This is a genomic window from Phenylobacterium sp. GW821-FHT12F10, assembly GCF_058806695.1.
Genome location: NZ_JBXAPY010000004.1, coordinates 92,893 through 117,653, shown reverse-complemented (window position 1 = coordinate 117,653; position 24,761 = coordinate 92,893). Strand labels below are relative to the sequence as shown.

The following is a 24,761-nucleotide window of genomic DNA, read 5'->3' as shown; positions in this document are numbered from 1 at the left end:
GTCTGACGCGGCCCATCGGGCCCAACCATGATCTGGCTCAATTGCGGCTTCGCCGTTCAGGCGTCCCGCAGGGTCTCGGCCAGCAGGCGGCCCTCGGCGCCGCGGCTGGAGCCGGCCCGCCAGGCCACCACGATCTCGCGGCTCGGGTGCTCGGCCTGGAGATGGCGCACCGCGACGTGGGCGGCCTGGGTCAGGCCCGCCTCCACCGCCATGGCCGGCAGGAAGGTGACGCCCAGGCCCGACCCCACCATCTGCACCAGGGTCGGCAGGGAGGTGGCGGCGAAGGCCTCCTCGTCGCCGGTGGCCTTGGGGGGCTTCAGGCCGCAGGCCGAGAGCACATGGTCGCGCAGGCAGTGGCCGTCCTCCAGCAGGATCAGGTCCTCCCCCTCCATGGCCGAGGGGGGGAATTCCAGCCGGTTGGCCAGGGGATGATCGGCGGGGATGGCGGCCAGCAGTTCGTCGTCGGAGACGTGGGCGTGGGCCAGGCCGGCCATGTCGAAGGGGAGCGCGATCAGGGCCGCGTCCAGCTGGCCGGCCTTGAGGGCGGCGATCAGGCGCTGGGTCAGGTCCTCCCGAAGATAGAGACGCAGCTTGGGGAAGCGCGCCCGCAGCAGGGGCAGGGCCTTGGGCAGCAGGAAGGGGGCGATGGTGGGGATGACCCCCAGGCGGAAGCGCCCGGTGAGGGGCTGGCTGGCGTTCTTGGCGGCCTGCACCAGTTCCTCGGCCTCGTTGAGGATGATGTTGGCGCGGCTCAGCGCCGCCTCCCCCACCGCCGTCAGGATGACGCCGGAGCGGGCGCGGTCCACCACCGGGGCGCCCAGGGTGCGTTCCAGCTCCTGGATGCCCGCCGACAGGGTCGGCTGGGTGACGTGGGCGGCCTCGGCCGCCTTGCCGAAGGCTCCGTGCTCGGCGAGCAGCTTCAGGTACTGGAGTTGGCGGATGGTGGGGAGCATGGCGCGATCATAGGCTCAGTCTATGGGAAACCCATAGGCGCCATGCCCCCACACCGGTCTCAGGCCGCCACCGCTTCCCTGGCCTCGGCGGGGAGGCGGATCAGATAGTCGAAGGCCGAGAGAGCGGCCTTGGCGCCGTCGCCGGCGGCGATGACGATCTGCTTGAAGGGCGTGGTGGTGGCGTCGCCGGCCGCGAACACCCCGGGCGCCGAGGTGGCGCCATGGGCGTCGACCTCGATCTCGCCGCGCGGGCTGAGCGCCAGCGCCCCCTGCAGCCACTCGGTGTTGGGGACCAGGCCGATCTGCACGAAGATTCCCTCCAGCTCGACGGTGTGGACCGCCTCGGTGGGCCGGTCGCGATAGGTGAGGCCGGTGACCTTCTCGCCGTCCCCCAGGACCTCGGTGGTGAGGGCCGAGGTGATGACCGTGACGTTGGGCAGGCTGGCCAGCTTGCGCTGCAGTACGGCGTCGGCGCGGAGCTGGCTGTCGTACTCGATCAGGGTCACGTGGGCGACGATGCCCGCCAGGTCGATGGCCGCCTCGACGCCGGAATTGCCGCCGCCGATCACCGCCACGCGCTTGCCCTTGTAGAGCGGACCATCGCAGTGCGGGCAGTAGGCCACGCCCCGGTTGCGGTACTGCTCCTCGCCGGGCGCGCCCATCTGCCGCCAGCGGGCGCCGGGCGCCAGGATGACGGTCTTGGCCCGCAGGGTCGCGCCGCTCTCCAGCACGATCTCGCTGAGCTCGCCGGCCGCCTTGGCCGGGATGAGCTTGGCGGCCTTCTGCAGGTTCATGACGTCGACGTCATAGGCCTTGACGTGCTGCTCCAGGCCCGAGACCAGCTTGGGGCCCTCGGTGTGGGGGACGGAGATGAAGTTCTCGATGGCCATGGTGTCCAGCACCTGGCCGCCGAAGCGCTCGGCCGCCAGGCCGGTGACGATGCCCTTGCGGGCGGCGTAGACCGCCGCGGCCGCGCCGGCCGGGCCGCCGCCCACCACCAGGACGTCGAAGACCCCCTTGGCGGCGAGCTTGGCCGCGCCGCGGGCCGCGGCGCCGGTGTCCAGCCTGGCCAGGATCTCCTCGACCGTCATCCGGCCCTGGGCGAAGGGCTGGCCGTTCAGCAGGACGGTGGGCACCGCCATGATCTTGCGGGCCGCCACCTCGTCCTGGAACAGGGCGCCGTCTATGGCCACGTGGCGGATGCGGGGATTCAGCACGCTCATCAGGTTGAGCGCCTGCACCACGTCGGGGCAGTTCTGGCAGGAGAGCGAGAAATAGGTCTCGAAGCTGTAGTCGCCCTCCAGCGCCTTGATCTGCTCGATGACCTCGGGCTCGACGCGGGGCGGGTGGCCGCCGGCCTGCAGCAGGGCCAGGACCAGGGAGGTGAACTCGTGGCCCATGGGCAGGCCCGCGAAGGTCACGCGGGCGTCGGCGCCGGCGGCGCGGACGGCGAAGGACGGCTTGCGGGCGTCCTGGCCGTCGAGGCGCAGCAGCACCTTCTCCGAGGCCTCGACGATGTCGTCCAGCAGGGCCTTCAGTTCCGCCGACTTGGCCGAGGCGTCCAGGCTGGCGATCAGCTCCACCGGATGGCGGAGGTTCTCCAGATAGGTCTTGAGCTGGGACTTCAGGCCTTGGTCCAACATGACGGGGCTCCGATAGGGACGCAGGAAATGGGGAGGAAGGTGCGCCGCCGCCGCCCCCTTGCGAGGCGGACGGCGGCGGCGCGGGCAGGCTTTAGATCTTGCCGACCAGGTCCAGGGACGGGGCCAGGGTCTTCTCGCCTTCCTGCCACTTGGCGGGGCAGACCTCGCCGGGGTGGGAGGCGACGTACTGGGCGGCCTTGACCTTGCGCAGCAGCTCGAGGGCGTCGCGGCCGATGCCGCCGGCGGTGATCTCGACGATCTGGATCTTGCCGTCGGGGTCGACCACGAAGGTGCCGCGGTCGGCCAGGCCGGCCTCCTCGATCATGACCTCGAAGTTGCGCGAGATCTTGCCGGTGGGGTCGCCCACCATGACGTAGTTGATCTTCTTCACGGCTTCCGAGGTGTCGTGCCAGGCCTTGTGGGCGAAGTGGGTGTCGGTGGAGACAGAGTAGATCTCCACGCCCAGCTTCTGGAACTCGGCGTAGTTGTCGGCCAGGTCCTCAAGCTCGGTGGGGCAGACGAAGGTGAAGTCGGCCGGATAGAAGAACACCACCGACCACTTTCCCTTCAGATCGGCGTCCGAGACGGTGATGAACTTGCCGTTCTGGAAGGCCTCGGCCGTGAAGGGCTTGATTTCGGTATTGATGAGGGACAACGCGAGCTCCTGGTTGGTTCGGGAAGGAGCCCGCTGTCTATATGGCGCCGCAGCATTGGGGAAATTGATAATATAAGTCGTCGAGATAGATTATCTCTATGATCAATCCCCAGGCGCCTGGTCCGGCTTGCCGGTCTCGATCAGCGCCTTCAGACGCCCCACCTGCTCGCCGATCACACCGTCCACGGGCTTGGCCCATTGTTCGGCCAGGCCGCCCTTGGCGTAGCCGCCGACATCGTAGGTGACCGTCAGGACGGTGGTGGCGGGACCCGCGCCGGCCTTGAGGTTGAAGGCCATGTGACCGCTGGCGCCGGTGAACTGCAGGGGGCCGAGCGCGCCCGAGAGCCGCAGGGCGCTGTCGCTGGCGTAGACCACCGTCATGTGCCGCACGAAGCCGTCCTTCAGCTTCTCGCAGAAGCAGCCCGTCGCCAGGTCGATGGAGAGGTTGCGGGCGTCGCCCGACCAGCTGTGGGCGGGGTTCCACCACCTGCCGGGCTCCAGCATCGCGGCCCGCACCTTGGCCGGCGCCGCGGCGATGCTGACGACATGGCGGACCTCGAAGCCCTGGGGCGACTGGTCGGCGACCTCGGCGCGGGCGGCGCCGGTCACGCAGAGCACGGCGGCGAGCGCCGCCAGACCCGTCTTCATGGGAAGCCTCCCTAAGCCTGCTCGAAGCTTAGCGGCGCCCCCCAGAAGGTCTCAACCAGCAAATGCTGGGCGCCGGGCTTGCCGGTGGTGAGGAAGATGCGCCGGCCGGAGTCGCCGGCGGTATATTCCGGGTGCTTGGCCAGATAGGCCTCCAGCGCGTCGGCGGTGGCGGCGGGCTGGTGGATCAGCGGGGTGCCCGGCGGCAGGGCGGCGCGGAACATGTCGGCCACCATCTCGTAGTGGGTGCAGCCGAGGATGGCGCGGTCCGGCGGACGGCCGATGCGGGTGCTGACCGCCTTGACGTGGGCCTCCACCACCGTGGCCAGCTCCACGGCCCCGGCGCCCTTCTCGATCATCGGGGCCAGGTCCGGGCAGGGCTCGCAGAAGACCGCCACGTCCTGGCGGCGCTTGTCGATCTCGATCTCGTAGACCCGGGAGCGGGCGGTGGCCGGGGTGGCGAAGACCGCCAGCACGTCCAGCTTCTCCACCTTCTCGCCGCGGCGGTCGGCCTCGTGCTCCCAGGGCAGGCCGGTGGCCGCCTCGATGGTGGGGACGATGATGCCCAGCACGTTCACCGGCCGGCCGAGGGCCTTGCGGTAGCCCGGCAGCCAGGTCTGCTGCAGGCGGCGCAGGGCCACGCCGGAGGCGGTGTTGCAGGCCAGGACCACCAGGTCGCAGCCGCGATCGAACAGCTTCTCGCAGCCGGCCCGGGTGAGGTCGACGATCTCCTCGCCCTCCCGGCCGCCATAGGGGGTGTTGGCCTGGTCGGCCAGGTAGATGAAATCCGCGAGGGGGAAGCGGTCGACGAGCCGACGGTGAACCGTCAGCCCCCCAACCCCGGAATCGAACACGCCAATGGCCATGGATCGCGCTTAGCCGCCTTGGGGGACAGCGTCCAGCATCCCGTCGGGGGGCGGGGAAATGTAAACCATCGTTATTTCGGATTGACGGCTTTGTCAGTCTGACATAACCGTCACCGCCAAATCCGGTCTGCGCCCCCACGCAGGGTCCTCCCTCTCCTCCCCGAGATCCTCACAGCCATGTCCCTCCCCTTCGCCACGCGCTCCGGCGCGACCGCCGACGACCCCGCCCTCGAGACCGAACTGGCCACGGCCCTGGCCCTGGCCCGGGCCTCCGCCTCGGCCATGCTGCAACTCTCGCCCCTGGCCCACCGCGAGATCACCGCCGCCCTGACCCAGGAGATCGGCGCGCTGGAGGCCCAGAACGACCCCACCTCCCAGGGCGCCGCCCAGGCCCTGAAGCAGTACCTGAGCGAGGCCGCCTGACCCCTCGGCGGCCCATGCGGGTCAATCTCGAAGCGCGCGCCGCGGCGGCCGAAAGCCGCCGCGCGCAAACCCGCGCGCGCCTGATCGAGGCCGCCGTCTCGGTGATCCTGGAGAAGGGGCACGAGAGCGCCTCCATCGAGGACTTCGTGGCCGCCGCCGGCGTCTCGCGCGGCACCTTCTACAATTACTTCCCGACCATCGAAGACCTGCTGCACCATCTCAACAGCCAGATCTCCGAGGAGCTGAACCGGACCCTGGGCCCCGCCCTGACCGGCATCGAGGATCCCGCCGCCCTGCTGGCCGCAGTGGTCCACAGGATCCTGGCCACCTTCGTCGCCGACCCTGTGCGCGGCTGGCTGGCCCTGAAGATCGAGGCCACGGCCCTGCCGCGCCAGGCGGTGTTCGAGGCCCGCTTCGCCGCCATCCACAGGGCCGCCGTCGCCACCGGCCGGTTCCGCGACTGCGACGTCGCCGCCGCCCGCAACCTGGTGTTCGGCGGCTTCCGCATGGCCCAGCGCGACATCGTCATGGGCGAGGCCGGCCCCGAGCACGCGGTGGACCTGGTGGCCCTGATGCTGATCGCCTTCGGCCTGACCGCTGAGGAGGCGCTGCAGATCAGCCGTGAGGCCTTCGAGGCCGCCCGCGCCTGAGCGGCCGACATTACGCGCCTGTCATGTGACGTCCGGTTACATCCTGCCTAAGGTCGCCGCACCTTGAGCCAATCCCCGGAGTCTCCATGCATCGGCGCACCTTTCTCGCCGCGACCAGCGCCCTGGCCGCCACGTCCCTGGTCCCGGCCGTGAGCTTCGCCGCCGACGCCGATGTCCTCACCGCCCCCTGGACCGGGCCCTATGGCGGCGTCCCGCCCTTCGACAAGGTCAAGGTGGCCGAGTTCGCCCCGGCCATCGAGGCGGCGATGGGGCTGGAACTGGCGGAGATCGACGCCATCGCCGCCAACCCCGCGCCGCCGACCTTCGAGAACACCATCGCGGCCCTGGAGCGCACCGGCGACGCCAAGAACCGGGTCGACACCCTCTACGGCATCTGGAGCGGCACGCTCTCGACCCCGGAGATGCGGGCGGTGGAGAAGGTGATGGCGCCCAAGGACGCCGCCCATGGCGACAAGATCCTGCAGAACGCCCCGCTCTTCAAACGCATCGAGGCGGTCTACGAGGCGCGGGAGACCTCCGGCCTGACGCCGGAACAGCAGCGCCTGAGCTGGCTCTACTGGAACCGCTTCGTGCGCGCCGGCGCCAAGCTGTCGCCGGAGGCCAAGGCCCGGGTCGGCGCCATCAACCAGGAACTGGCCAACCACTTCACCACCTTCAACCAGAACCTGCTGGCCGACGAGACCGACTACGTCCTCTATCTCCGCACCGAGGCCGAGCTCTCGGGCCTGCCCAAGGACGTGCGCGACGCCGCCGCCGCGGCGGCCGAGGAACGCGGCCACAAGGGCGAGTTCGCGGTGCTCAACACCCGCTCCTCCATCGATCCCTTCCTGACCTATTCGACCCGGCGGGACCTGCGCGAGAAGGTCTGGCGGACCTTCTACAGCCGAGGCGACAACGGCGATTCCCACGACAACAACGCCGTCATCAAGAAGATCCTCAAGCTGCGGGTCGAGCGGGCCCGGCTGCTGGGCTATCCGACCCACGCCCACTGGCGGCTCGAGAACGCCATGGCCAAGACCCCGGACAACGCCATGGCCCTGATGATGCGGGTCTGGCCCTCGGCCATCGCCCGGGTGGGCGAGGAGGTGGCCGAGATGCAGGCCATCGCCGACAAGGAACATGCCGGCCTGCGCATCGAACCCTGGGACTACCGCTACTACGCCGAGAAGGTCCGCGCCGAGCGCTACAACCTCGATATGAACGAGGTGAAGGCCTACCTGCAGCTCGACAAGCTGCGGGAGGGAATGTTCTGGGCCTCCGGCCAGATCTACGGCTTCACCTATCACCCGGTGACCGATGTCCCGGTCGCCCATCCCGACATCAAGGTCTGGGAGGTGAAGGGCGCCGACGGGGCCCATGTCGGCCTCTGGTACTTCGATCCCTATGCGCGGGCCGGCAAGCGCTCGGGCGCCTGGATGAACGCCTACCGCACCCAGGAGAAGTTCCGCGGCAAGATCACCACCATCGTCTCCAACAACGCCAACTTCGTGAAGGGCGCGCCCGGCGAACCGATCCTGATCTCCTGGGACGACGCCACCACCATGTTCCACGAGTTCGGCCACGCCCTGCACGGCCTGAACTCCGACGTGAACTATCCCTCCCTGTCGGGGACCGCTGTGCCGCGGGACTATGTGGAGTTCCCCAGCCAGGTGAACGAGAACTGGCTGGCGACGCCGGAGGTGCTCAACCGCTTCGCCCTGCACCACAAGACCGGCAAGCCGATCCCGCCGGCCCTGATCGCCAAGATCGAGAAGGCCCACACCTTCCGCCAGGGCTTCGACGTCACCGAGTACCTGTCCTCGGCCCTCATCGACATGAAGCTGCACCTGGCCGGGGACGCCGACATCGACCCCGACGCCTTCGAGCGCGAGGAGCTGGCCAAGCTCGGCATGCCCAAGGAGCTGCCGATGCGCCACCGCACCCCGCAGTTCCAGCACATCTTCGCCAGCGACGGCTATTCGGCCGGCTATTACAGCTACCTCTGGTCGGAGGTCCTGGCCCACGACGCCTACGGGGCCTTCACGGAGGCCACGGGCCCCTATGACAAGGCCGTCGCCAAGCGCCTGCACGACAGGATCATGAGCATCGGCAACACTGTCGATCCCGCCGAGGCCTATCGCGGCTTCCGCGGCCGCGATCCCGACGTGAAAGCCTATCTGATCGACAAGGGCTTCCCCACCACCTGACCGGAGAACGCCCTCCCCATTTTGGGCGCCCCCGACTGGATTTCGCCGCAAAGGCGAGACAGGGTCGAAGAAGTACAATTGCGACGGGAATTCCTGGCGCGAAAAATGCACGGAAGTCGGTATCGACACTGAGCTTGGGGCCCGTCCAGATGCGCTTTCCGCCTGCCACCGCCGCGATCCTGGGCTTCCTGGCCCTGCTGCCGACCGCCGCCCTGGCCCAGAATGGCGCACGCCCCGCGCCGCCGGCGCCGCTGTCGGCCATGCTGGACTGTCCCCCGTCGGGAAAGGCCGCCGCCGGCGCCCGCGTCGGCCACGCCAAGGGCATGGCCGTCTGCAAGCTGCAAGCGACCGACAAGTCCCGGGCGCTCGCCGCCATCGATGCGGCCCTGGACGCCGGCGGCTATCAGGTCTGGGACAATGAGACGACCGGCACCTCCGGCGCCGTCCGCGTCCTCGAGACCAAGCCCTATGACGGCAAGACCTCCCTCGACCCGGCAAGCTATGCCGCGCCGGCGCCGCTGCGCGGCGCGCGCCTGGCCAAGGGCGTGAAGCGTTCCGCCCACTACGACGTCGCCGAGGGCCGCCACACCGCCCGCGCCGTCATCGCCCTGCGCGCGACGCCGGCCGTCACCGGCCGGAAGCTGGCCGATCTGAAGGACGGCGAGGACTTCGACGTCCTGGCCCGGGTCAGCGGCACGGGCTGGCTGCTGGCCGCCCGCGACGGCGTGGGGATCGGCTATGTGCCCGAGACCGTGGCCTGGCCGATCTACGCCTCTCCCGGCGTCTATATCGACACCGACAGCCGCCCGCTCTGCCGGGTGTTCGAGGCCCACATCAATCCGCAGGGCGGCGGCGCCGAGACCCGCCGCTACACCGCCTGCCAGGGCGCCGACGGGACCTGGCTGCTGCGCAGTTGAGGCGCAACCGCCCCATTCCTTGACCTTTCGGCCCTCCGAGCGCATAAGCGCGCCCTTCCGGCGCAGAGCAATCGCGCCCTCTACCGCTACGACCCCCAGGTCTTATCTGGGACGAGAGCGGCGAGGCCCCCCGTCGACGTGATCGTCCACGGGGGTCGATTGCGTTTGGGCCACAGGAGCGAAACTTGTTCGACGCGCTAACCGATCGGCTGTCATCCGTCTTCGACCGGCTCTCCGGTCGCGGCGTGCTGTCCGAAAAGGACATCGACGAGGCCCTGCGCGAGGTCCGCGTGGCCCTGCTGGAGGCCGACGTCGCCCTGCCGGTGGTGCGCGACTTCATCGCCAAGGCCAAGGAGAAGGCCGCCGGCCAGGACGTGATCCGCTCGATCCGCCCCGCCGACCAGGTGGTGAAGATCACCTATGACGGCCTGGTGGAGATGCTCGGCGGCGACAGCGCCGAGGGGCTGAACATCAGCCTCAACCCACCCACCGTGATCCTGATGGCCGGCCTGCAGGGCTCGGGCAAGACCACCACGGCCGCCAAGCTTGCCCTCAAGCTGGTCAAGGACCGCAAGAAGGTCCTGCTGGCCTCGCTGGACACCCGCCGTCCGGCGGCCATGGAGCAGCTGGCGACCCTGGCGGTCGCGGCGGGCGCCGACTCCCTGCCCATCGTGGCTGGCCAGAGCGCCCCGGACATCGCCCGGCGCGCCATGAGCGCGGCCAAGCTGCAGGGCTACGACATCCTCATCCTCGACACCGCCGGGCGCACGACGCTCGACGAGGCGATGATGAGCGAGGCCGCCGAGATCGCGCGGATTTCGAACCCCTCCGAGACCCTGCTGGTGGCCGACAGCCTCACCGGCCAGGACGCCGTGCGCACCGCCAAGGCCTTCCACGAGCGGCTGCCGCTCACCGGCCTGGTCCTGACCCGCGCCGACGGCGACGGCCGCGGGGGCGCGGCGCTCTCCATGCGCGCGGTCACCGGCCTGCCCATCAAGTTCCTGGGCGTCTCGGAAAAGATCGACGGCCTGGATGTCTTCGACGCCGCCCGCGTGGCCGGCCGCATCCTGGGCCAGGGGGACGTCGTCGCCCTGGTGGAGAAGGCCAGCGCCGACCTGGACGTGGCCAAGGCCGAGGCCATGGCCAAGAAGCTGGCCAAGGGCCAGTTCGACCTCGACATGATGGCCGACCAGTTCGCCCAGATGAAGAAGATGGGCGGCATGGAGGGCCTGATGGGCTTCCTGCCGGGCGTCCAGAAGATCAAGAAGCAGATCGCCGACGCCAATATCTCCGACAAGGCTCTCGATCGTCAGGCCGCCATCATCTCCTCGATGACCAAGCTGGAGCGCAAGAAGCCGGAGATCCTGGCCGCGTCGCGCAAACGCCGCATCGCCAAGGGCGCCGGGGTCGACGTGTCGGAGGTCAATCGTCTCCTGAAGCAGCACCGCCAGATGGCCGACGCCTTCAAGATGATGAGCAAGGACGGCGGCAAGGGGTTCGCCCGCATGGCCGGCATGATGGGCGGCGGCGGCGGCATGGACCGGCTGAAGGCGCTCGGCGGCGGCAAGCTGGCCATGCCCGACCAGAACCAACTCGAAGAACTCGGCAAGATGGCCGCGGGCGGGGGCAAGCTGCCCGGCCTCGGCGATGGCGGCCCCAAACTTCCCGGCCTGGGCGGCGGCCTGCCCCCCGGCTTCAATCCTTTCAAGAAATCCTAGAGATAACAAGGACTAAACCATGCTGAAGATCCGTCTCGCCCGTGGCGGCGCCAAGAAGCGCCCCTACTACTCCATCGTCGTCGCCGACAGCCACTCGCCCCGCGATGGCCGCTTCATCGAGAAGGTCGGCACCTACAACCCGCTGCTGAAGCGCGATGACCCGACCCGCGTCACCCTGAAGCTGGAAAGCATCCAGGCCTGGATCGCCAAGGGCGCCCAGCCCACCGACCGCGTCGCGCGCTTCCTGGCCCAGGCCGGCGTCGTGAAGTGGGAACACGGCAACAACCCCAACAAGGGCAAGCCCGGCAAGAAGGCCGTCGAGCGCACCGAGGAACGCGCCCAGCGCGACGCCGCCGCCGCCGCGGCCCTGGAAGAAGCCAAGAACGCCCCGGCGCCCGAGCCGGAACCCGTCGTCGAAGCCGCTCCGGAAGCTCCGGCCGCTGAAGCCCCGGCCGCCGAGGCGCCCGCCGCCGAAGAAGCCCCCGCCGCGGAAGCCGCTCCGGCCGCCGAAGAGGCTCCGGCCGCTGACGCCGCCGCCGAGCCCGCCGCTGAAGAAAAGACCGAAGGCTGAGGCCTGGACGGGAGGCGGTAAGTCCCATGGCTGACCGCCTCCTCCAGGTCGCCCGCGTCGCCGGAGCCTTCGGCGTGCGCGGGGAGATCCGCATCTCCACCTTCACCGAGGATCCCCTGGCGCTGGCGACCTACAAGGTCCTGCTGCGCCAGGACGGGTCTCCGGGCCTGACCATCACGGCGGCCCGGCCGGTGAAGGGGGCGATCATCGCCCGCGCCAAGGGCGTCGACACCCGCGACCAGGCCGAGGCGCTGCGCGGCCTGACCCTCTTCGTCTCCCGCGACAGCCTGCCGCCGCCGGACGAGGACGAGTTCTATCTGGCCGACCTGATCGGCCTGCCCATCGAGACGCCCGAGGGCGAGGCCCTGGGAACCGTCAAGACCATCCAGGACTTCGGGGCCGGCGACCTGATCGAGGTCCAACCCCCCATGGGCGCCAGCTGGTGGCTGCCCTTCACCCGCGAGAACGTGCCCGAGGTGCGGGTCGCGGAGGGCAAGCTGATCGCCATCCCCCCCGTCCTGGTGGGCGACCCCGAGCCGCACGGGGAATAGCCCACGGGCCAGCCGCTCTCGCGTCAGCCGAACCGCTTGTTGAAGCTGGGCAGGCCCTCGGAGAGCGGCGCGAGCGGATCGGACTCGCCATCCTTCAGATAGGCCGCCGTGGCCCGGGCGAGCGTCCCGTAGGCCGCGGCGAACAGGCCGCCGCCGGAGGACAGGCGTCGCACCCCCGCAGCCTGCAGCGTCGCGGCGTTGGGCAGGCCGGGCCGGGCCATGGCGTTGACCGGCAGGCTGATCTCACGCGCAAAGTTGGCCAGCAGCTCGCCGTCCGTGGGGCCGGGGATGAAGATGCCGTCCGCGCCGGCGGCGGCGTAGGTCCTGGCCCGCGCCAGCACCTCGGCCTGGGCCGCCGCGCCCTCCATCAGACCCTTCAGATAGACGTCGGTGCGGGCGTTGATGAACAGGGCGACCCCGGCCTGGTCGGCGGCCTTGCGGGTCGCCTCGATCTTGCGGGCGTGCAGGGCCGGGTCGCGCCGACCGTCCTCCAGATTGATCCCGACGGCGCCGGCGCCCACCACCGCCTTGATGGTCTCGGCGAGCGCCGACAGGTCGTCGGTGTAGCCGCCCTCGATGTCGGCAGTCAGCGGGACCTTCAGGACGCGGGCGATCTCGGCGATGGCGGTCAGCAGCAGGGGGACGGGGAAGAAATCGCCGTCGGCGTAGCCGTGGGCCCAGGCCATGGCGGCGCTGGAGGTGGCCACGGCCTTGGCGCCGGCGTCCTCCATGACGGCGGCGCTGGCGGCGTCCCAGGCGTTGGGCAGGACCAGGATCTCAGGGCCGGAGTGCAGGGCCTTGAAGGCGGCGGCTTGGCTCATGGGCGTCTCCTCTTTTCGTCAGGACGATATAGGAAGCGCCTCCGTGACATGCTCGCGGAGACCGGACTCAAACAGTGTCCGAGCTAGTGGCCGTGCGGGCCTTCATAGACGCCCGGGGCCAGGCGCTCATCCTCGGGGCCCTCGGTCCCGGCGGCCAGCACGAAGCGGCGGTCGCAATAGGGACATTCGACGAAGGTCGCCTCGCCCATTTCCAACCAGACGCGCGGATGGCCCAGCGCCCCGCCGACACCGTCGCAGGCGATGCGGCCGGTCCGCACCACCACCGTTTCCGGGGCCGGCAGGTTCGGCGCCAGGGCCGGCTTGGCGGGCATGGGTTCGGCGTGGGCGCCCTGGTTGGGGACGGGAACGGCTTTGCGGGCCATGATGCAACTCTCCGGCGGCGAACGCTTGGCGACAGGTCCGCGCGCGCCTAGGTATGCGACCATAGCTTTCGCCGTCAATCGCGGCCGTTTTCGAAAAGTCCCGTATGATCCTTCCCGACTTCGCCATCGAGGCCAAGGGCCTCGTGAAGACCTACCCGGCCACCAAGACCACCAACGAGATGCAGGCCCTGAAGGGGATCGATCTGGCGATCCCGCGCGGCTCGATCTTCGGGCTGTTGGGGCCTAACGGCGCGGGCAAGTCGACCTTCATCAACATCCTGGCCGGCCTCACCAAGAAGACCTCCGGCACGGTCTCCATCTGGGGCCGGGACATCGACGAGCGGCCCCGCGACGCGCGCGCCGCCATCGGGGTGGTGCCCCAGGAGATCGCCGCCGACCCCTTCTTCACCCCGCGGGAATCCCTGGAGGTCCAGGCCGGCATGTACGGGGTCCCGGCCAAGGAGCGCCGGACCCTGGAGCTGCTCAATGCGCTGGGCCTGGGCGACAAGGCCAACGCCTATGTCCGCCAGCTGTCGGGGGGCATGAAGCGCCGCCTGATGGTGGCCAAGGCCATGACCCACAATCCGCCGGTCCTGATCCTCGACGAGCCCACCGCCGGCGTGGACGTCGAGCTGCGCAAGCAGCTCTGGGCCTATGTGGTGGAGCTGAACCGGAAGGGCGTGACCATCGTCCTCACCACCCACTATCTGGAGGAGGCCCAGGAGCTCTGCGACCAGATCGCCATCGTCAACCGCGGCCTGGTGGTGGCCTGCGAGCCCACCTCGACCCTGCTGGCCCGGATGGACGTGCGCAACGTGGTGGTGACGCCGGAGGAGCCGGTGACGGTCGCCCCCGAGCTCCCGGGATTCGAGACCAAGCTGCGGGCCGCCGGCGCCTTCGCCGTGTCCTACCGCACCGGCCAGTCGAGCGTGGAGCAGGTGCTGGCCGCGGTGCGCGGGGCGGGCCTGCACATCAAGGATATCGCCACCGAGGACCCGGACCTGGAGGACGTCTTCGTCTCCCTGACCTCGGCCCCGGCGCCGATCGACGCCTGAGCCTTTCGTTCCGCGCGGCTTTCCGCTAGAAGCGCGTTTCCGAAACGCACCCGTAGCTCAGCTGGATAGAGCGTTGCCCTCCGAAGGCAAAGGTCACACGTTCGAATCGTGTCGGGTGCGCCAATTCTCCGCCGAGCCTTCGGGCCGCGGGGACCCTCTCCGCAAGGCCTGACCTGTGATCCGCGCCCTGGGCGCGCGGCCGCACGCGGAAGCGTGATCGCCGGCGTCGATTGACACCCCGCCCGGTCGCCCCCTCTCATGGGGCATTCATCCGGCGCGACGACCGGCGTTCATTTTTGCAGGAAACCATAATGGCCAGCTCGGCGCACATAGGCGCGCGCGTACCCCTCCGCACAAAGTTCTTCTTCGGCCTCGGGGCCGGGGCCGAGAGCATCACGCTGGCCGCCGTGGGCGGCTATGCGATGTTCTATTACAACCAGGTCCTGGGCCTGCCCGCGACGCTGGCGGGCCTGGCCATCACCGTCAGCCTGGTGCTGGACGGCTTCGCCGACCCCATCGTCGGCTCGCTGTCGGACCGCACGCGGGGCAAGCTCGGCCGCCGCCACCCCTATATGTACATCGCCCCCGTGCCGGTGGCCCTCTGCATCCTGGCCCTGTTCAACCCGCCGGCCGCCTTCGCGCCGGTCTGGCTGTTCGTCTGGTTCGCAGGCTTCATCGTCACCCTGCGGGTGTTCATGGCCGTCTATCACGTGCCCCACCTGGCGCTGGGGGGCGAGCTCTCCAGCGACTATACCGAGCGCAGCCGGGTGATGAGCTGGAACAACCTGCTGGGCATGATCGGGGCGGCCGGCGCCAGCTTCGTGGCGCTCACCTTCTTCTTCCACAAGACCGCCGAATATCCCCGCGGCCTGCTGAACCCCCACGCCTACGCCCCCTTCGCCATGGCGATCGCCGGCTCGGGACTGGTGCTGCTGTTCGCCTCGGCCTGGTTCACCCGCGACCGCATCCCGCTGCTGCCCAAGACCCCGGACCACCTGCCGGCCTTCACCCCCTTCGAGTTCATGAAGGACATGGGCAGCGCCTTCTCCAACCGGAACTACGTCTACCTGCTGATCGCCTACTTCTTCCTGTCCCTGATGCTGGGGGTCCGCCAGGGGCTGGGGCTCTACATGAACACCTTCTTCTGGGAGTTCACGTCGGAGCAGATCCGCTGGTTCGTGATCGGCACGCTGAGCGGCTACTTCCTGGGCTTCGCCACGGCCGCGCGGCTGCACGGGCGGTTCGACAAGAAGATCGCCATCATCGTCACCTGCGTCCTGCTCTCGACGATCCCCGCCATCGCCCCTGTGCTGCGGATCCTGGGGATGTTCCCCGAACCCGGCCAGCCGATGCTGCTGCCGCTGATCATCGTCTTCACGGGGCTGGGCTCCTGCGTGGCCAGCATCATGAGCATCAGCGTCATGTCGGCCCTGGCCGACATCGCCGACGAGAACGAGGTCCGCTACGGCTACCGGCAGGAAGGGGTGCTCTATTCGACCCGCGCCCTGTTCTCGAAGATCGACAGCGCCATCGGCCACTTCTTCGCCGGCGTCGCCCTGGACATCGTGGCCTTCCCGGAAAAGGCCCAGCCCGGCCAGGTGGACCGCCAGACCCTGATGGACCTGGCCCTGGTGGACGCGCCCTTCGCGGCCATTCCCGGCCTGATCGCGGTGTTCTTCTACGGCCGCTACAAGATCAACCGGAGGAGCTACGAGGCCACCCAGTCCATCCTGCGCGAACGGCGCCGCGAACGGGCGGCCCAGGCCGCGCCGGCCGGTCAGCCGGGGGCGGAGCCTGACGGCCTGGTGGCCGAGGCGACCTAGGCGATAAGCCGGGCGCGGATGGCTTCCCGAGCCGCCGCGTCCGCGCCGATCTGGTCGAGATAGGCGTCCACCGAGCCGCTCTGGGCGCGGATGGAGGCCAGGGCGGCGTCCAGGTAGCTGGCGTCGACCCCCAGGAAGGCGCGCACCGCGGTCTCCGAGGGCCGCTTGCCCAGCGATTTCTCCAGGGCCTCGGTGATGGTCGGCAGGCGCGCCTCGACCCGGGCGGCCACATTGGTCAGCAGGTAGTCGGCCCGCGCGTCGTCCTCATGGACCCCCAGGATGTGGTGGGTCAGGGCCGCCAGCAGGCCGGTGCGGTCCTTGCCCGCCGTGCAGTGGATCAGCACCGGGCCCCCGTCGGCGGCCAGGGCCGCGAAATAGCGGCCGAACAGCTCCAGGTGCCGCGGCTCGAAGGGCGCCTTGTCGTAATAGTCGAGGAAGAAGGCGCGGGCGCTCTCCGGCGTCAGGTCGGTCTCCCGCAGGAAGGCCACGTGGGGCGCCTCGGCCTGGTCGCCCAGGTCGCACTGGATCAGGGCGGCGGAAAAGCCCTCGGGGCGCAGGTTGGGATCGTTGTCCCGCTCCCGGGGGCGGCGCAGGTCCACCACCGTGGCCAGGTTCAACGCCGCGATGGCCGCCAGGTCGGCGGGGGTCGCCCGCGCCTGATGGGCGGCGCGGAACAGCCGACCGGAGGCCACGCGCCCATGGCGGGAGCCGTAGCCGCCATAGTCGCGGAAATTCTCGACGCCCTCGAGGGGCAGGATGCGGGGGGCGGTCATGAGCTCTTCCATGAGGCTCACGATCCTGGACGGCAAGTGTGACGGTCTTGCGCGCCTAGAGCTGGTTGTATTCGCCGCAGCGGCACTTCACGACCACTTCGCGGGCCGCGCTCTCGTCCTCGGCGATGAGGATGACCTCGTCGCAGGCGCCGCAGGTGAAGGCGGCGCGGACATTGGCGGTGTTCTCCAGGTCGATCTGGACGGCTTCCACCAAATCCCGGCGACCGATGAACAGGCTGGGGAAAACGCGCATCGAAGTCATGATCATTAAAGTCGCCTCACTCTGGCTCACATCGCCGGGTTTCGACCCGACCCTGCAAGAATGAGGGTTATGGCCTTCATTTGCTGCAATGCAATGACAACCGCGACGCCTTGCGCAGAAAGGCTCCGGGGCGCCTAAGCCGTGAACAACTTGCGCGACGCAACATCGCCCGGCGCCACGTTGGCGGTCGCCCGGCCTAATAGACCAGGTTGAAGCTCGCCAGCGCGGCCGCGGCGGTGAGGAACAGGATCACCGCCAGGATTTCGTAGCGTTTGAAGAGAGGGCCGTTGGGCGATCGCATCTTGGTCTCCACTCGTCCCGGCTCGGGACACCGAGGATCTTCGACGGCAAGCCCCGCGCCAGGCTCAGGGCCGGGCGGGGACCTTGCCGGGCCAGGTCAGGAAGCCGTAGCGGTCGCGGCCGGCGGCCTCGCGCGGACCGCAGTCGCAGTCGCGGCCGCCCCGGGCGCCGTAGCCCGCGCGGGACTCATAGCCGCCACCCTCGGCGTAGCGGCTGCTGGAGCTCTCCGACTGCTCGGAGTAGCGCTCCCGATAGGTCTCCTGCGTCTCGACGCTCTCGCTGTAGCCCCGGATGTGGCGGTCGGGGACCTCGACATAGCCGTCATAGGCCGGGGCCGGCGGACGGCCGCCCGCATAGGCGTATTCGCGCACCTCGGCGTAGCCGCCCTCGCGATGGACGGCGTGGGCGACGCGGCGGACGGCATGGCGACGCACCGCCTTGGGCGGCGCCGGCGGAACATAGACCGCGCGCTCCGGCGTCATGGCCGGGGGCTGGACGACGGCGGGGGTCGGGGCCGCGGCGGGCGGGCAGGCGGTGGCGGCGGCCTGGCAGCAGCAGGCCTGGGGCTTGGCCGGCGCCTGGGCGGTCTGCAGCAGGCCTTTGGAATCGCAGGCGGCCAGGGCCAGGAAGGCCAGGGCGGGAAGGAGGGTGCGCAGGCGCATTGGGGTTGTTCCGGCGTCCTGAAAACAAGGGTCGCGAGAACGTTGAGGATCAGGCGCCGTTAACGCTGTGACTTTCACCCTCGGCGCGAAGAAAGGCCTCCACCAGGTCTGCGTACAGGTGAAAACCCTTATAGGCCGCGAAATCCGGGGCGGCCGCGCGCCAGGCCCGGGCGAAGGCGGCGAGACGTTCCGGGCTCCGCGCCAGCTCGGCGAACGGGGTCAGCCAGACGCGGATGGAAAACAGCACCCCGCCCGTCCCCGGCAGCCGGCGCACCGTCTGGCGCTCCACCCGGGTGAACAGGGCCTGACCCACCTCGCCCGGCGAGATCTCGCCGATGCGGGCGCGGACGGGGCCCGAGAAGGGGGTGAAGGTTTCGCTGGAATTGACCACCGACCAGTTGCGCCGCTGCAGGATCAGGCCCGGGCGCAGACCATCGAAGATGCGGACCAGCCGCACCAGGAACCGGTCGTTGAAGCCGTTCACCGGGCCGTGGATCTCCGCCAGGCTTTTGCCCAACACCTCCCGTGCGGTGAAGAAGGTTGGCGCCGAAAGGCTCAGCGCGCTGACCCGCCAATGGCCCTCGGACTTCTCCACCAGAACCAGATCGTCTGACACCGTACGGGAGGCCGCGTAGAGCGGCGGCAGGTCGCCGGTCGGCGTCACCCCGATCAGGCCCGCCACCGCCATCTGGCCCGGACGCGACCCGTCCCTTTCGCCCCAGACCAGATCGCGATGGTCGGCATAGAGCGGGTCCTTGCGCGCGGCCGGGTCGGCTTCGCCGCCCTCGAGCCAGTGGGCCTCGTCGATGGGCGCCAGGCCGATGGCGAAGTCGGCGCCCTCCTCCCACGGCCGGTGGCTCATCGACGGCGCAGCCTCTGGACAAGAGCGTAGAGAGCCAGGGCGGCGGCCACGCCGAGGCTGTCGGCCACCAGGTCGCGCCAGTCGCCGTGACGACCGAACCCCATGGTCGCCTGCAGCACCTCCACCGCGACCCCCAGTCCGATGGCGTAGGCGGCGATGGCGCGGGGCCGATGATGCGACAACAGCAGTCCGGTCGCCGTCAGGATGAACCAGGCGATGCTGTGCTCGATCTTGTCGCCCATGTTGGCGGAGGGGAGGTCCTCCTGCGGGACCAGGCACATCATCAACAGGATAGCGGTGGCCAGGGCGTAGAGGGCCAGGCGGAGCGGGCGGGGCAGGCGGTCGATAAACATGCCCCTTAACTTGCACGTCTCCTTCAGCGTCTCTAGCGTCGCGCCGCATTTCAAGGCGGAGCGAATGATGGCGGTCGAGGCGGTGATCTGGGATTTCGGCGGGGTGTTCACCTCCTCGCCCTTCGAGGCCTTCGCCCGCTATGAGGCGGAGAACGGCGTGCCCAAGGACCTGATCCGCCGGGTCAACTCCACCAATCCCGACACCAACGCCTGGGCGCTGTTCGAGCGCAATGAGATCGACACCCAGGGGTTCGACAGGCTGTTCCTGGAGGAGTCCACGGCGCTCGGCCATCCGATCCCCGGCAGCCACGTCCTGCCCCTGCTGTCGGGCGTCGTGCGGCCGCGCATGGTGGCGGCGCTGAAGGCCTGCAAGGAACAGTTCAAGGTCGGCTGCATCACCAACAACATGGTCAGCATGCACTCGCCCGGCGCCGACGCGCCGCAGCGGGCGGCCGGGGCCATGGGCCAGATCATGCCGCTGTTCGACCACATCATCGAGAGCTCCAAGGCCGGGGTGCGCAAGCCCGATCCGGCGATCTACCTGATGATGTGCGAGGCCCTGGGGGTGGAGGCCGGCGCCTGCGTCTACCTCGACGACCTGGGGATCAACTGCAAGCCGGCCGCCGCGCTCGGCATGCGGGCCATCAAGGTGGTGGATGTCGACCAGACCCTGGCCGAACTCTCGGCCGCCACCGGCCTGATCTTCGACGAGGCGGTGTCATGAGCCGGCCGGGCAAGATCGGCGCGGCCGCGGCGCTCGCCAAGCTGCCGGGCTGGGGCGCGCTCGGCGGCCCGCGCGACGCCATCACCCGGACCTACCTGTTTCCCGATTTCAACACCGCCTTCGGCTTCATGGCCCGGGTCGCCCTGATGGCCGAGAAGCTCGACCACCATCCGGAGTGGTTCAATGTCTACAATCGGGTCGAGGTGACGCTCGCCACCCACGACGCCGACGGGGTCACGGAGCTGGACGTGACGCTCGCCACCTTCATGGACGAGGCCGCCCACCACGCCGGGCTGAAGAACTAGGACCCGCGCCCTCCCGGCCTGGGAGGGAAGGGTCAGTTGACCAGGATGGTCCCCAGCAGCAGCCGGCCGCCGGGCTTGCCCAGGACGCGGTCGGTCTCGCGCTGCAGCTCGCGGGCGATGAAGTCGGCGTTGGGGGGACCCGACGCGTTCATCCCCGAGGCGTAGATCTGCAGGGCCTGGACGAAGGCCGCCCGGAAGCGCGGCGCCAGCAGTTCGGCGCGGGCCCGCAGGGCGACGTCGGGAATGTCGATGCCGGTCTCCACCGTCAGGACCCCACGGCGGCCGTTCGGACGCATGATGGTCGCCGTCAGGGTGGGCAGCTGCAGATAGGACAGGCCGCCGCCCTTCTTCTTCTCGCTCTTCTCCCCGCCCCCGGACGCGTGGGCGGCCGCCGGCAGGGCGGCGGCGAGGGCGGCGAGACGGAGCAGGCGACGACGATCCATGCCGTGACGGTGTGCCGCATTATGGTTAGCGGTCTCTTTACGGGCGGCGTCCGACAGTGCGGCGAAGATTCGCAGCTTGTGATGGGAGCCCGCCCTTGGGCCGTTTCGCGCCAACCTCTCTCGACCTCGACGGCAAGGTGATCCTGATCACCGGCGGGACGGGTTCCTTCGGCAAACGCTTCATCGAGACCGTGCTGCTGCGGGCCAAGCCCCGCAAGCTCATCGTCTATTCCCGCGATGAGCTGAAGCAGAGCGAGATGCAGACCGACCTGGCCGAGAAGTTCCCGGCCGAGCAGCTCACCTGCATGCGCTTCTTCCTGGGGGACGTCCGCGACCGGGAGCGTCTGACCCTGGCCCTGCGCGGGGTGGACATCGTCATCCACGCCGCGGCCCTGAAACAGGTGCCGGCCGCGGAGTACAATCCCTCCGAATGCATCCACACCAACATCATGGGCGCGGAGAACGTGGTCTGGGCCTGCCTCACCAACCGGGTGAAGCAGGTGATCGCGCTCTCCACCGACAAGGCCTGCAACCCCGCCAACCTCTACGGGGCCACCAAGCTGGCCTCGGACAAGACCTTCGTGGCGGCCAACAACCTGTCGGGCGACATCGGCTGCAAGTTCTCCGTGGTCCGCTACGGCAATGTGGTGGGCTCGCGCGGCTCGGTGGCCCCGGTCTTCCAGCGGCTGCTGGCGCGCGGCGCCACCGAGCTGCCGATCACCGATCCGCGCATGACCCGGTTCTGGATCACCCTGAACCAGGGGGTCGATTTCGTGCTCTCCTCCCTGTCGCTGATGCGCGGCGGCGAGGTCTTCGTGCCCAAGATTCCCTCGATGAAGATGACCGACCTGGCCCAGGCCATGGCGCCGGGGGTGGCCATCAAGGTGATCGGCATCCGGCCCGGCGAGAAGCTGCACGAGATGATGATCTCGGTGGACGACGCGCGGACCACCGTCGACCTCGGGGACCGCTACGCCATCGAGCCGGCCTTCGTGGAATACACCCGGCAGAGCTACGCCAGGACCCATCCCCTGGCGCCGGACGGCTTCTGCTACGCCAGCGACACCAATGACGAGTGGCTGAGCGGCGAGGGCCTGATGGAGCTGATCAACGACCCCGCGCCGGTGGCCCCGCCCCTGCGCCGGCGGCTGACCGACTGATGGCGGCGGCCCTGCTCCCCTATGGCCGCCAGACCATCGAGGACGACGATATCGAAGCCGTCGCCCAGGCCCTGCGCGGCGACTTCCTGACCACCGGCCCCCTGGTGGACGCCTTCGAGACCGCCTTCGCCGAGACGGTGGGGGCCCGCCACGCCGTGGCCTGCGCCAACGGCACGGCGGCCCTGCACCTGGCCATGCTGGCCCTGGACGTGCAGCCCGGCGAGGTCTGCATCGCGCCCTCCATCACCTTCCTGGCGACCGCCAACTGCGCCCGCTATGTGGGCGCCGAGGTGGTGTTCGCCGACGTCGACCCCACCACCGGCCTGATGACCCCCGACACACTGTCCGAGGCCCTGAGCCGGGTCGGCGACCGCCGGCTGCGGGCCGTCCTGCCGGTCCACCTGCGGGGCGACGTGGCCGAGCTCCCGGCCCTGGCGGCCCTGGCCCAGGGCGCCGGCGCCGTGCTGGTGGAGGATGCGCCGCACGCGCTCGGCTCCACCATGAGCTTCGGGAACCAGGCCGAGAGGGTGGGCGACGTGCGCCACTCGGCCATGGCCACCTTCTCCTTCCACCCGGTCAAGACCATCGCCACCGGCGAGGGGGGCATGGTCACCACCAATGACCCGGCCCTGGCCCAGCGCCTGAAGACCCTGCGCAGCCATGGGATGGTGAAGCCGGAGGGGGCCGATCCCTGGATCTACGAGATGCCGGAGCCGGGCTTCAACTACCGCCTGCCCGACATCCTCTGCGCCCTGGGTCTCTCGCAGCTGGCCAAGCTGGACCGCTTCGCCGCCCGGCGAAGGGCGCTGGCCGCCCGCTATCGGGAGTCCCTGGCGTCATTGGCGCCGATGGTGCGCCCGGCCGCCCGGCCCGACTGGAGCGAGCCGGTCCTGCACCTGATGACCGTGCTCGTCGACTTCCCCGCCGCCGGCAAGACGCGGCGCCAGGTGGTGGACGACCTCAAGGCCCGCGGGGTGGGGACCCAGGTCCACTACATCCCGGTCCACACCCAGCCCTATTATCGCGACCGCTACGGCCCGTTGGACCTGCCCGGCGCCCAGGCCTGGTACGAGACCTGCCTCTCCCTGCCGCTCTATCCCGGCATGGCCGACGAAGACGTGGATCGGGTGGTGGGCGCCCTGGCCGAGGTGCTGGGACTCTAGGCCGCCGCGCTGGTCATGGCCGCCAGCAGCTGGCGGACCTGGCCCATGCGCTCGGGCGCGCGGGCGAGTTCGGCGCGGGTGTCGTCGCGGCGGACCAGCTTGAGGGCCTCGGCGCGGGCGCGGTCGGCGGTGGGGCCGGTGGGGGCGGTCTCGCCGATCGCCATCCGCAGCAGCACCATCAGCCGGTGGACCGGGCCCTGGGCCGACTTGGCGACGATGGAGACCACCTTGGAATCGGCCTCCACCAGGCCGCCGACCTCCCCGATCTTGCCCTGGATGGGGCCGTAGTCCTCGGCGGCCAGGCCGCTGCGGGCGGCCTGCTTCTGCAGCTTGGCGAGGACCTCGAGCTTCACGCCGGGGGAATCGGAGCTGAGGCGGAATTCCTTCTCGAAACGCATGCCGCTGACATTGGCGGCCAGGTAACGGCCGGCCTGGCGCTTGTTGGCGGCGCCGATGACGTTCTCCACCAGCCACATCAGGGCCTCGACCTCCTCGCGGCAGGACCTGTTGGCGCCGAGATAGGATTCCACGAAGTCGCCGGTGACCAGCATCCGCGAGCGGGTGGTGAAGGCCTCCTGCACGTCGTCCAGGGAGAGCATGGTCCCGGCCGCGGCGGTGAGCGCCATGGCCAGGGCCCGCATGACGGCGATCTCGCCGGCGGCGTCGCCGGGGCGCAGGCGGCGGGGACCGGTGAGCTCGCGGATCACCCGCTTGGCGATGGCCAGGCGCACGGCGCCGAAGTCCTCGGTGGCCAGCCACCTGGCCAGGCGCTGGGCGGTCTCCGACAACGGCGGCATCATCTTGGCCACCGAGGGCTCCATGCGCATCAGGCCCTCGACCGGCTCGCAGGCGGCCAGGCGGATCATGGCCGCCAGCCGGGCGCCGAGGTCGAGGTCCTTGCCGATGATGTCGTCCAGGCCCGACTTGGCGCCGAGGATCTCCGACAGGGGCTGCTCGATGACCGCCAGGGCCAGGCCCCGCGGCGGGCCGGTGACCGGGGCGGAGTCGGCCAGGTCCAGCAGGCGGGTGACCTTCTCGGTCCAGCTGCGGGCCGGGGCGATGGAGACCGCCACCCCGGCGCCCAGCAGGTAGGCCCGCTCCGGATGCTGGGACACGCGTTCGGCGGCGCGGGCGAAGCCTTCCTTGTCGACATTGGGCAGCTCGCCCTTGCGACTGTCCTTGAGCAGGCGCTCGATGGCCCGCTCCACCAAGCCCTGGAAGACCCGGATCAGCTCATGGACCGACAGGCCGCGGGCCTGGGCCTCGGGGATGGCCAGCTTCTGGATGGCGTGCTGCAGGTCGGTGCCCGAGGCCTCCAGCTCCTCCACCAGGTCGGCGCGGTGCAGCAGCTCGAAGGGGGTGGCGCCCTTGCGCTCCAGGAAGCCCTCCAGCAGGCGGCCGATCCGGTCGCGGGCATGGATGGTGTAGAGGTCCTGGGGGGTGACGCAGAGGGGGTCGTTGTCTTCCTTGACCTTGGATTTCTTCGGGGCCTCGCTGTTGCCGAGGTTCAGGATGCCGATGGACTGGAACTCGCGGGTCTCGGGATCGAGGGTCTCCTTGGTGACGCGCACGGCGGCGGCCTTCTTGGCGGCCATCATCTCGTTGGCGGTCGCCAGCGCCCCGGCGCGGTTCTCGGTGGCCAGGTCGAGCACCCACGCGCCGCCGGGCGTCTTCTTGCTGAAGACCTCGTAGTGAACCTGCGCGCCGCTCATGGAATCCCCCGAAGTAAGACCCATGTTCGCGCAACAAACTTAAAGCCAGTTTACTGCGACGATTGGGCGCGATGGGCGCGGTGACGCGTTATAGGGATGGGGAGGTTTCCCCCGCCCCATTGAGGCCACGCTGTGGGGCGACTAGCTTGGCTGCTGCTTCC

At 69.8% G+C, this 24,761-nt stretch carries 27 protein-coding genes and 1 tRNA gene; 14 read left to right on the top strand and 14 right to left on the bottom strand.

Going from position 1 to position 24,761, the window contains the following annotated elements; all coding sequences use genetic code 11:
* Positions 1-56: 56 nt before the first annotated feature.
* The 5 genes from AC1RN5_RS19865 to AC1RN5_RS19845 all read right to left on the bottom strand — a co-directional run bounded on the left by AC1RN5_RS19865 (position 57) and on the right by AC1RN5_RS19845 (position 4,762).
* Positions 57-953, bottom strand: a complete 897-nt coding sequence (locus tag AC1RN5_RS19865; RefSeq protein ID WP_493043222.1) for a hydrogen peroxide-inducible genes activator — start codon at positions 951-953, stop codon at positions 57-59.
* Positions 954-1,012: 59 nt separating this feature from the next.
* A complete protein-coding gene (ahpF, locus tag AC1RN5_RS19860) occupies positions 1,013-2,596 on the bottom strand; it encodes an alkyl hydroperoxide reductase subunit F (protein WP_493043220.1) in 1,584 nt (527 codons plus the stop codon).
* 91 nt (positions 2,597-2,687) lie between these two features.
* The gene (gene ahpC / locus AC1RN5_RS19855; RefSeq protein WP_493043219.1) at positions 2,688-3,251 is read right to left on the bottom strand and encodes an alkyl hydroperoxide reductase subunit C; all 564 of its coding nucleotides are present in this window, start codon (positions 3,249-3,251) and stop codon (positions 2,688-2,690) included.
* A 102-nt stretch (positions 3,252-3,353) separates the two neighbouring features.
* Complete coding sequence (locus tag AC1RN5_RS19850) at positions 3,354-3,899, bottom strand: ATPase (RefSeq protein ID WP_493043217.1); 546 nt, start codon at positions 3,897-3,899, stop codon at positions 3,354-3,356.
* 11 nt (positions 3,900-3,910) lie between these two features.
* Positions 3,911-4,762 carry a glutamate racemase gene (locus tag AC1RN5_RS19845; protein ID WP_493043215.1) on the bottom strand — a complete coding sequence of 284 codons (852 nt, stop codon included), beginning with the start codon at positions 4,760-4,762 and terminating at the stop codon, positions 3,911-3,913.
* A gap of 177 nt (positions 4,763-4,939) precedes the next feature.
* Between AC1RN5_RS19845 and AC1RN5_RS19840 the strand changes: the two genes are divergently transcribed.
* The 7 genes from AC1RN5_RS19840 (at position 4,940) to rimM (ending at position 11,799) form a co-directional block, all read left to right on the top strand.
* On the top strand, positions 4,940-5,185 hold the full coding sequence (locus AC1RN5_RS19840) for a hypothetical protein (RefSeq protein WP_493043213.1): 246 nt from the start codon (positions 4,940-4,942) through the stop codon (positions 5,183-5,185).
* 14 nt (positions 5,186-5,199) lie between these two features.
* The gene (locus AC1RN5_RS19835) at positions 5,200-5,835 is read left to right on the top strand and encodes a TetR/AcrR family transcriptional regulator (protein ID WP_493043211.1); all 636 of its coding nucleotides are present in this window, start codon (positions 5,200-5,202) and stop codon (positions 5,833-5,835) included.
* An 86-nt stretch (positions 5,836-5,921) separates the two neighbouring features.
* Complete coding sequence (locus AC1RN5_RS19830) at positions 5,922-8,042, top strand: M3 family metallopeptidase (RefSeq protein ID WP_493043210.1); 2,121 nt, start codon at positions 5,922-5,924, stop codon at positions 8,040-8,042.
* Positions 8,043-8,191: 149 nt separating this feature from the next.
* On the top strand, positions 8,192-8,959 hold the full coding sequence (locus AC1RN5_RS19825; RefSeq protein WP_493043207.1) for a hypothetical protein: 768 nt from the start codon (positions 8,192-8,194) through the stop codon (positions 8,957-8,959).
* A gap of 185 nt (positions 8,960-9,144) precedes the next feature.
* A complete protein-coding gene (ffh, locus tag AC1RN5_RS19820) occupies positions 9,145-10,677 on the top strand; it encodes a signal recognition particle protein (RefSeq protein WP_493043205.1) in 1,533 nt (510 codons plus the stop codon).
* Between the two features lie 19 nt (positions 10,678-10,696).
* Positions 10,697-11,248, top strand: coding sequence for a 30S ribosomal protein S16 (rpsP, locus tag AC1RN5_RS19815; RefSeq protein ID WP_493043204.1), 552 nt, complete (start codon positions 10,697-10,699; stop codon positions 11,246-11,248).
* Between the two features lie 26 nt (positions 11,249-11,274).
* Positions 11,275-11,799: a ribosome maturation factor RimM gene (rimM, locus tag AC1RN5_RS19810; protein WP_493043202.1), complete on the top strand. Its 525-nt coding sequence runs from the start codon at positions 11,275-11,277 to the stop codon at positions 11,797-11,799.
* Positions 11,800-11,822: 23 nt separating this feature from the next.
* Here rimM and AC1RN5_RS19805 read toward each other — a convergent pair whose 3' ends face one another.
* A complete protein-coding gene (locus AC1RN5_RS19805; protein WP_493043201.1) occupies positions 11,823-12,620 on the bottom strand; it encodes an isocitrate lyase/PEP mutase family protein in 798 nt (265 codons plus the stop codon).
* A gap of 83 nt (positions 12,621-12,703) precedes the next feature.
* Entirely contained in the window at positions 12,704-12,952 is a 249-nt protein-coding gene (locus tag AC1RN5_RS19800; protein WP_493043644.1) for a zinc-finger domain-containing protein, read from the bottom strand.
* A 155-nt stretch (positions 12,953-13,107) separates the two neighbouring features.
* On the opposite strand from AC1RN5_RS19800, the gene AC1RN5_RS19795 reads away from it, so the two are divergent.
* The 3 genes from AC1RN5_RS19795 (at position 13,108) to AC1RN5_RS19785 (ending at position 15,881) form a co-directional block, all read left to right on the top strand.
* Complete coding sequence (locus AC1RN5_RS19795) at positions 13,108-14,058, top strand: ABC transporter ATP-binding protein (protein WP_493043199.1); 951 nt, start codon at positions 13,108-13,110, stop codon at positions 14,056-14,058.
* A 46-nt stretch (positions 14,059-14,104) separates the two neighbouring features.
* A tRNA-Arg gene (locus tag AC1RN5_RS19790) sits at positions 14,105-14,181 on the top strand.
* A gap of 188 nt (positions 14,182-14,369) precedes the next feature.
* A complete protein-coding gene (locus tag AC1RN5_RS19785; RefSeq protein WP_493043198.1) occupies positions 14,370-15,881 on the top strand; it encodes an MFS transporter in 1,512 nt (503 codons plus the stop codon).
* Here AC1RN5_RS19785 and AC1RN5_RS19780 read toward each other — a convergent pair.
* The 5 genes from AC1RN5_RS19780 to AC1RN5_RS19760 all read right to left on the bottom strand — a co-directional run bounded on the left by AC1RN5_RS19780 (position 15,878) and on the right by AC1RN5_RS19760 (position 19,093).
* Entirely contained in the window at positions 15,878-16,654 is a 777-nt protein-coding gene (locus tag AC1RN5_RS19780; protein ID WP_493043193.1) for a tyrosine-protein phosphatase, read from the bottom strand. The two genes, AC1RN5_RS19785 and AC1RN5_RS19780, sit on opposite strands and share 4 nt — an antisense overlap.
* Positions 16,655-16,709: 55 nt before the next feature.
* Positions 16,710-16,907 (bottom strand): hypothetical protein, encoded by a 198-nt coding sequence (locus AC1RN5_RS19775; protein ID WP_493043191.1) that lies wholly within the window; start codon positions 16,905-16,907, stop codon positions 16,710-16,712.
* 374 nt (positions 16,908-17,281) lie between these two features.
* Positions 17,282-17,878 (bottom strand): hypothetical protein, encoded by a 597-nt coding sequence (locus AC1RN5_RS19770; protein ID WP_493043189.1) that lies wholly within the window; start codon positions 17,876-17,878, stop codon positions 17,282-17,284.
* A gap of 49 nt (positions 17,879-17,927) precedes the next feature.
* Complete coding sequence (locus AC1RN5_RS19765) at positions 17,928-18,740, bottom strand: heme-dependent oxidative N-demethylase subunit alpha family protein (RefSeq protein ID WP_493043187.1); 813 nt, start codon at positions 18,738-18,740, stop codon at positions 17,928-17,930.
* Positions 18,737-19,093 (bottom strand): VanZ family protein, encoded by a 357-nt coding sequence (locus AC1RN5_RS19760; RefSeq protein WP_493043186.1) that lies wholly within the window; start codon positions 19,091-19,093, stop codon positions 18,737-18,739. Before AC1RN5_RS19760 ends, AC1RN5_RS19765 begins: the two co-directional genes overlap by 4 nt.
* Positions 19,094-19,160: 67 nt before the next feature.
* On the opposite strand from AC1RN5_RS19760, the gene AC1RN5_RS19755 reads away from it, so the two are divergent.
* Together AC1RN5_RS19755 and AC1RN5_RS19750 are read left to right on the top strand one after the other, a co-directional pair.
* Positions 19,161-19,817, top strand: coding sequence for an HAD-IA family hydrolase (locus tag AC1RN5_RS19755; protein WP_493043184.1), 657 nt, complete (start codon positions 19,161-19,163; stop codon positions 19,815-19,817).
* Entirely contained in the window at positions 19,814-20,122 is a 309-nt protein-coding gene (locus tag AC1RN5_RS19750) for a 4a-hydroxytetrahydrobiopterin dehydratase (RefSeq protein WP_493043182.1), read from the top strand. The genes AC1RN5_RS19755 and AC1RN5_RS19750 overlap by 4 nt, the downstream gene beginning before the upstream one ends.
* 32 nt (positions 20,123-20,154) lie before the next feature.
* On the opposite strand, the gene AC1RN5_RS19745 is transcribed toward AC1RN5_RS19750, so the two are convergent.
* The gene (locus AC1RN5_RS19745; RefSeq protein WP_493043180.1) at positions 20,155-20,565 is read right to left on the bottom strand and encodes a Tat pathway signal protein; all 411 of its coding nucleotides are present in this window, start codon (positions 20,563-20,565) and stop codon (positions 20,155-20,157) included.
* A 95-nt stretch (positions 20,566-20,660) separates the two neighbouring features.
* On the opposite strand from AC1RN5_RS19745, the gene pseB reads away from it, so the two are divergent.
* Positions 20,661-21,725 (top strand): UDP-N-acetylglucosamine 4,6-dehydratase (inverting), encoded by a 1,065-nt coding sequence (gene pseB, locus AC1RN5_RS19740; RefSeq protein WP_421933489.1) that lies wholly within the window; start codon positions 20,661-20,663, stop codon positions 21,723-21,725.
* Positions 21,725-22,888, top strand: coding sequence for a UDP-4-amino-4,6-dideoxy-N-acetyl-beta-L-altrosamine transaminase (gene pseC, locus AC1RN5_RS19735; RefSeq protein WP_493043177.1), 1,164 nt, complete (start codon positions 21,725-21,727; stop codon positions 22,886-22,888). The genes pseB and pseC overlap by 1 nt, the downstream gene beginning before the upstream one ends.
* Here the strand turns inward: pseC and AC1RN5_RS19730 are convergent.
* On the bottom strand, positions 22,885-24,600 hold the full coding sequence (locus AC1RN5_RS19730; protein ID WP_493043176.1) for a hypothetical protein: 1,716 nt from the start codon (positions 24,598-24,600) through the stop codon (positions 22,885-22,887). The two genes, pseC and AC1RN5_RS19730, sit on opposite strands and share 4 nt — an antisense overlap.
* Positions 24,601-24,761 lie beyond the last annotated feature (161 nt).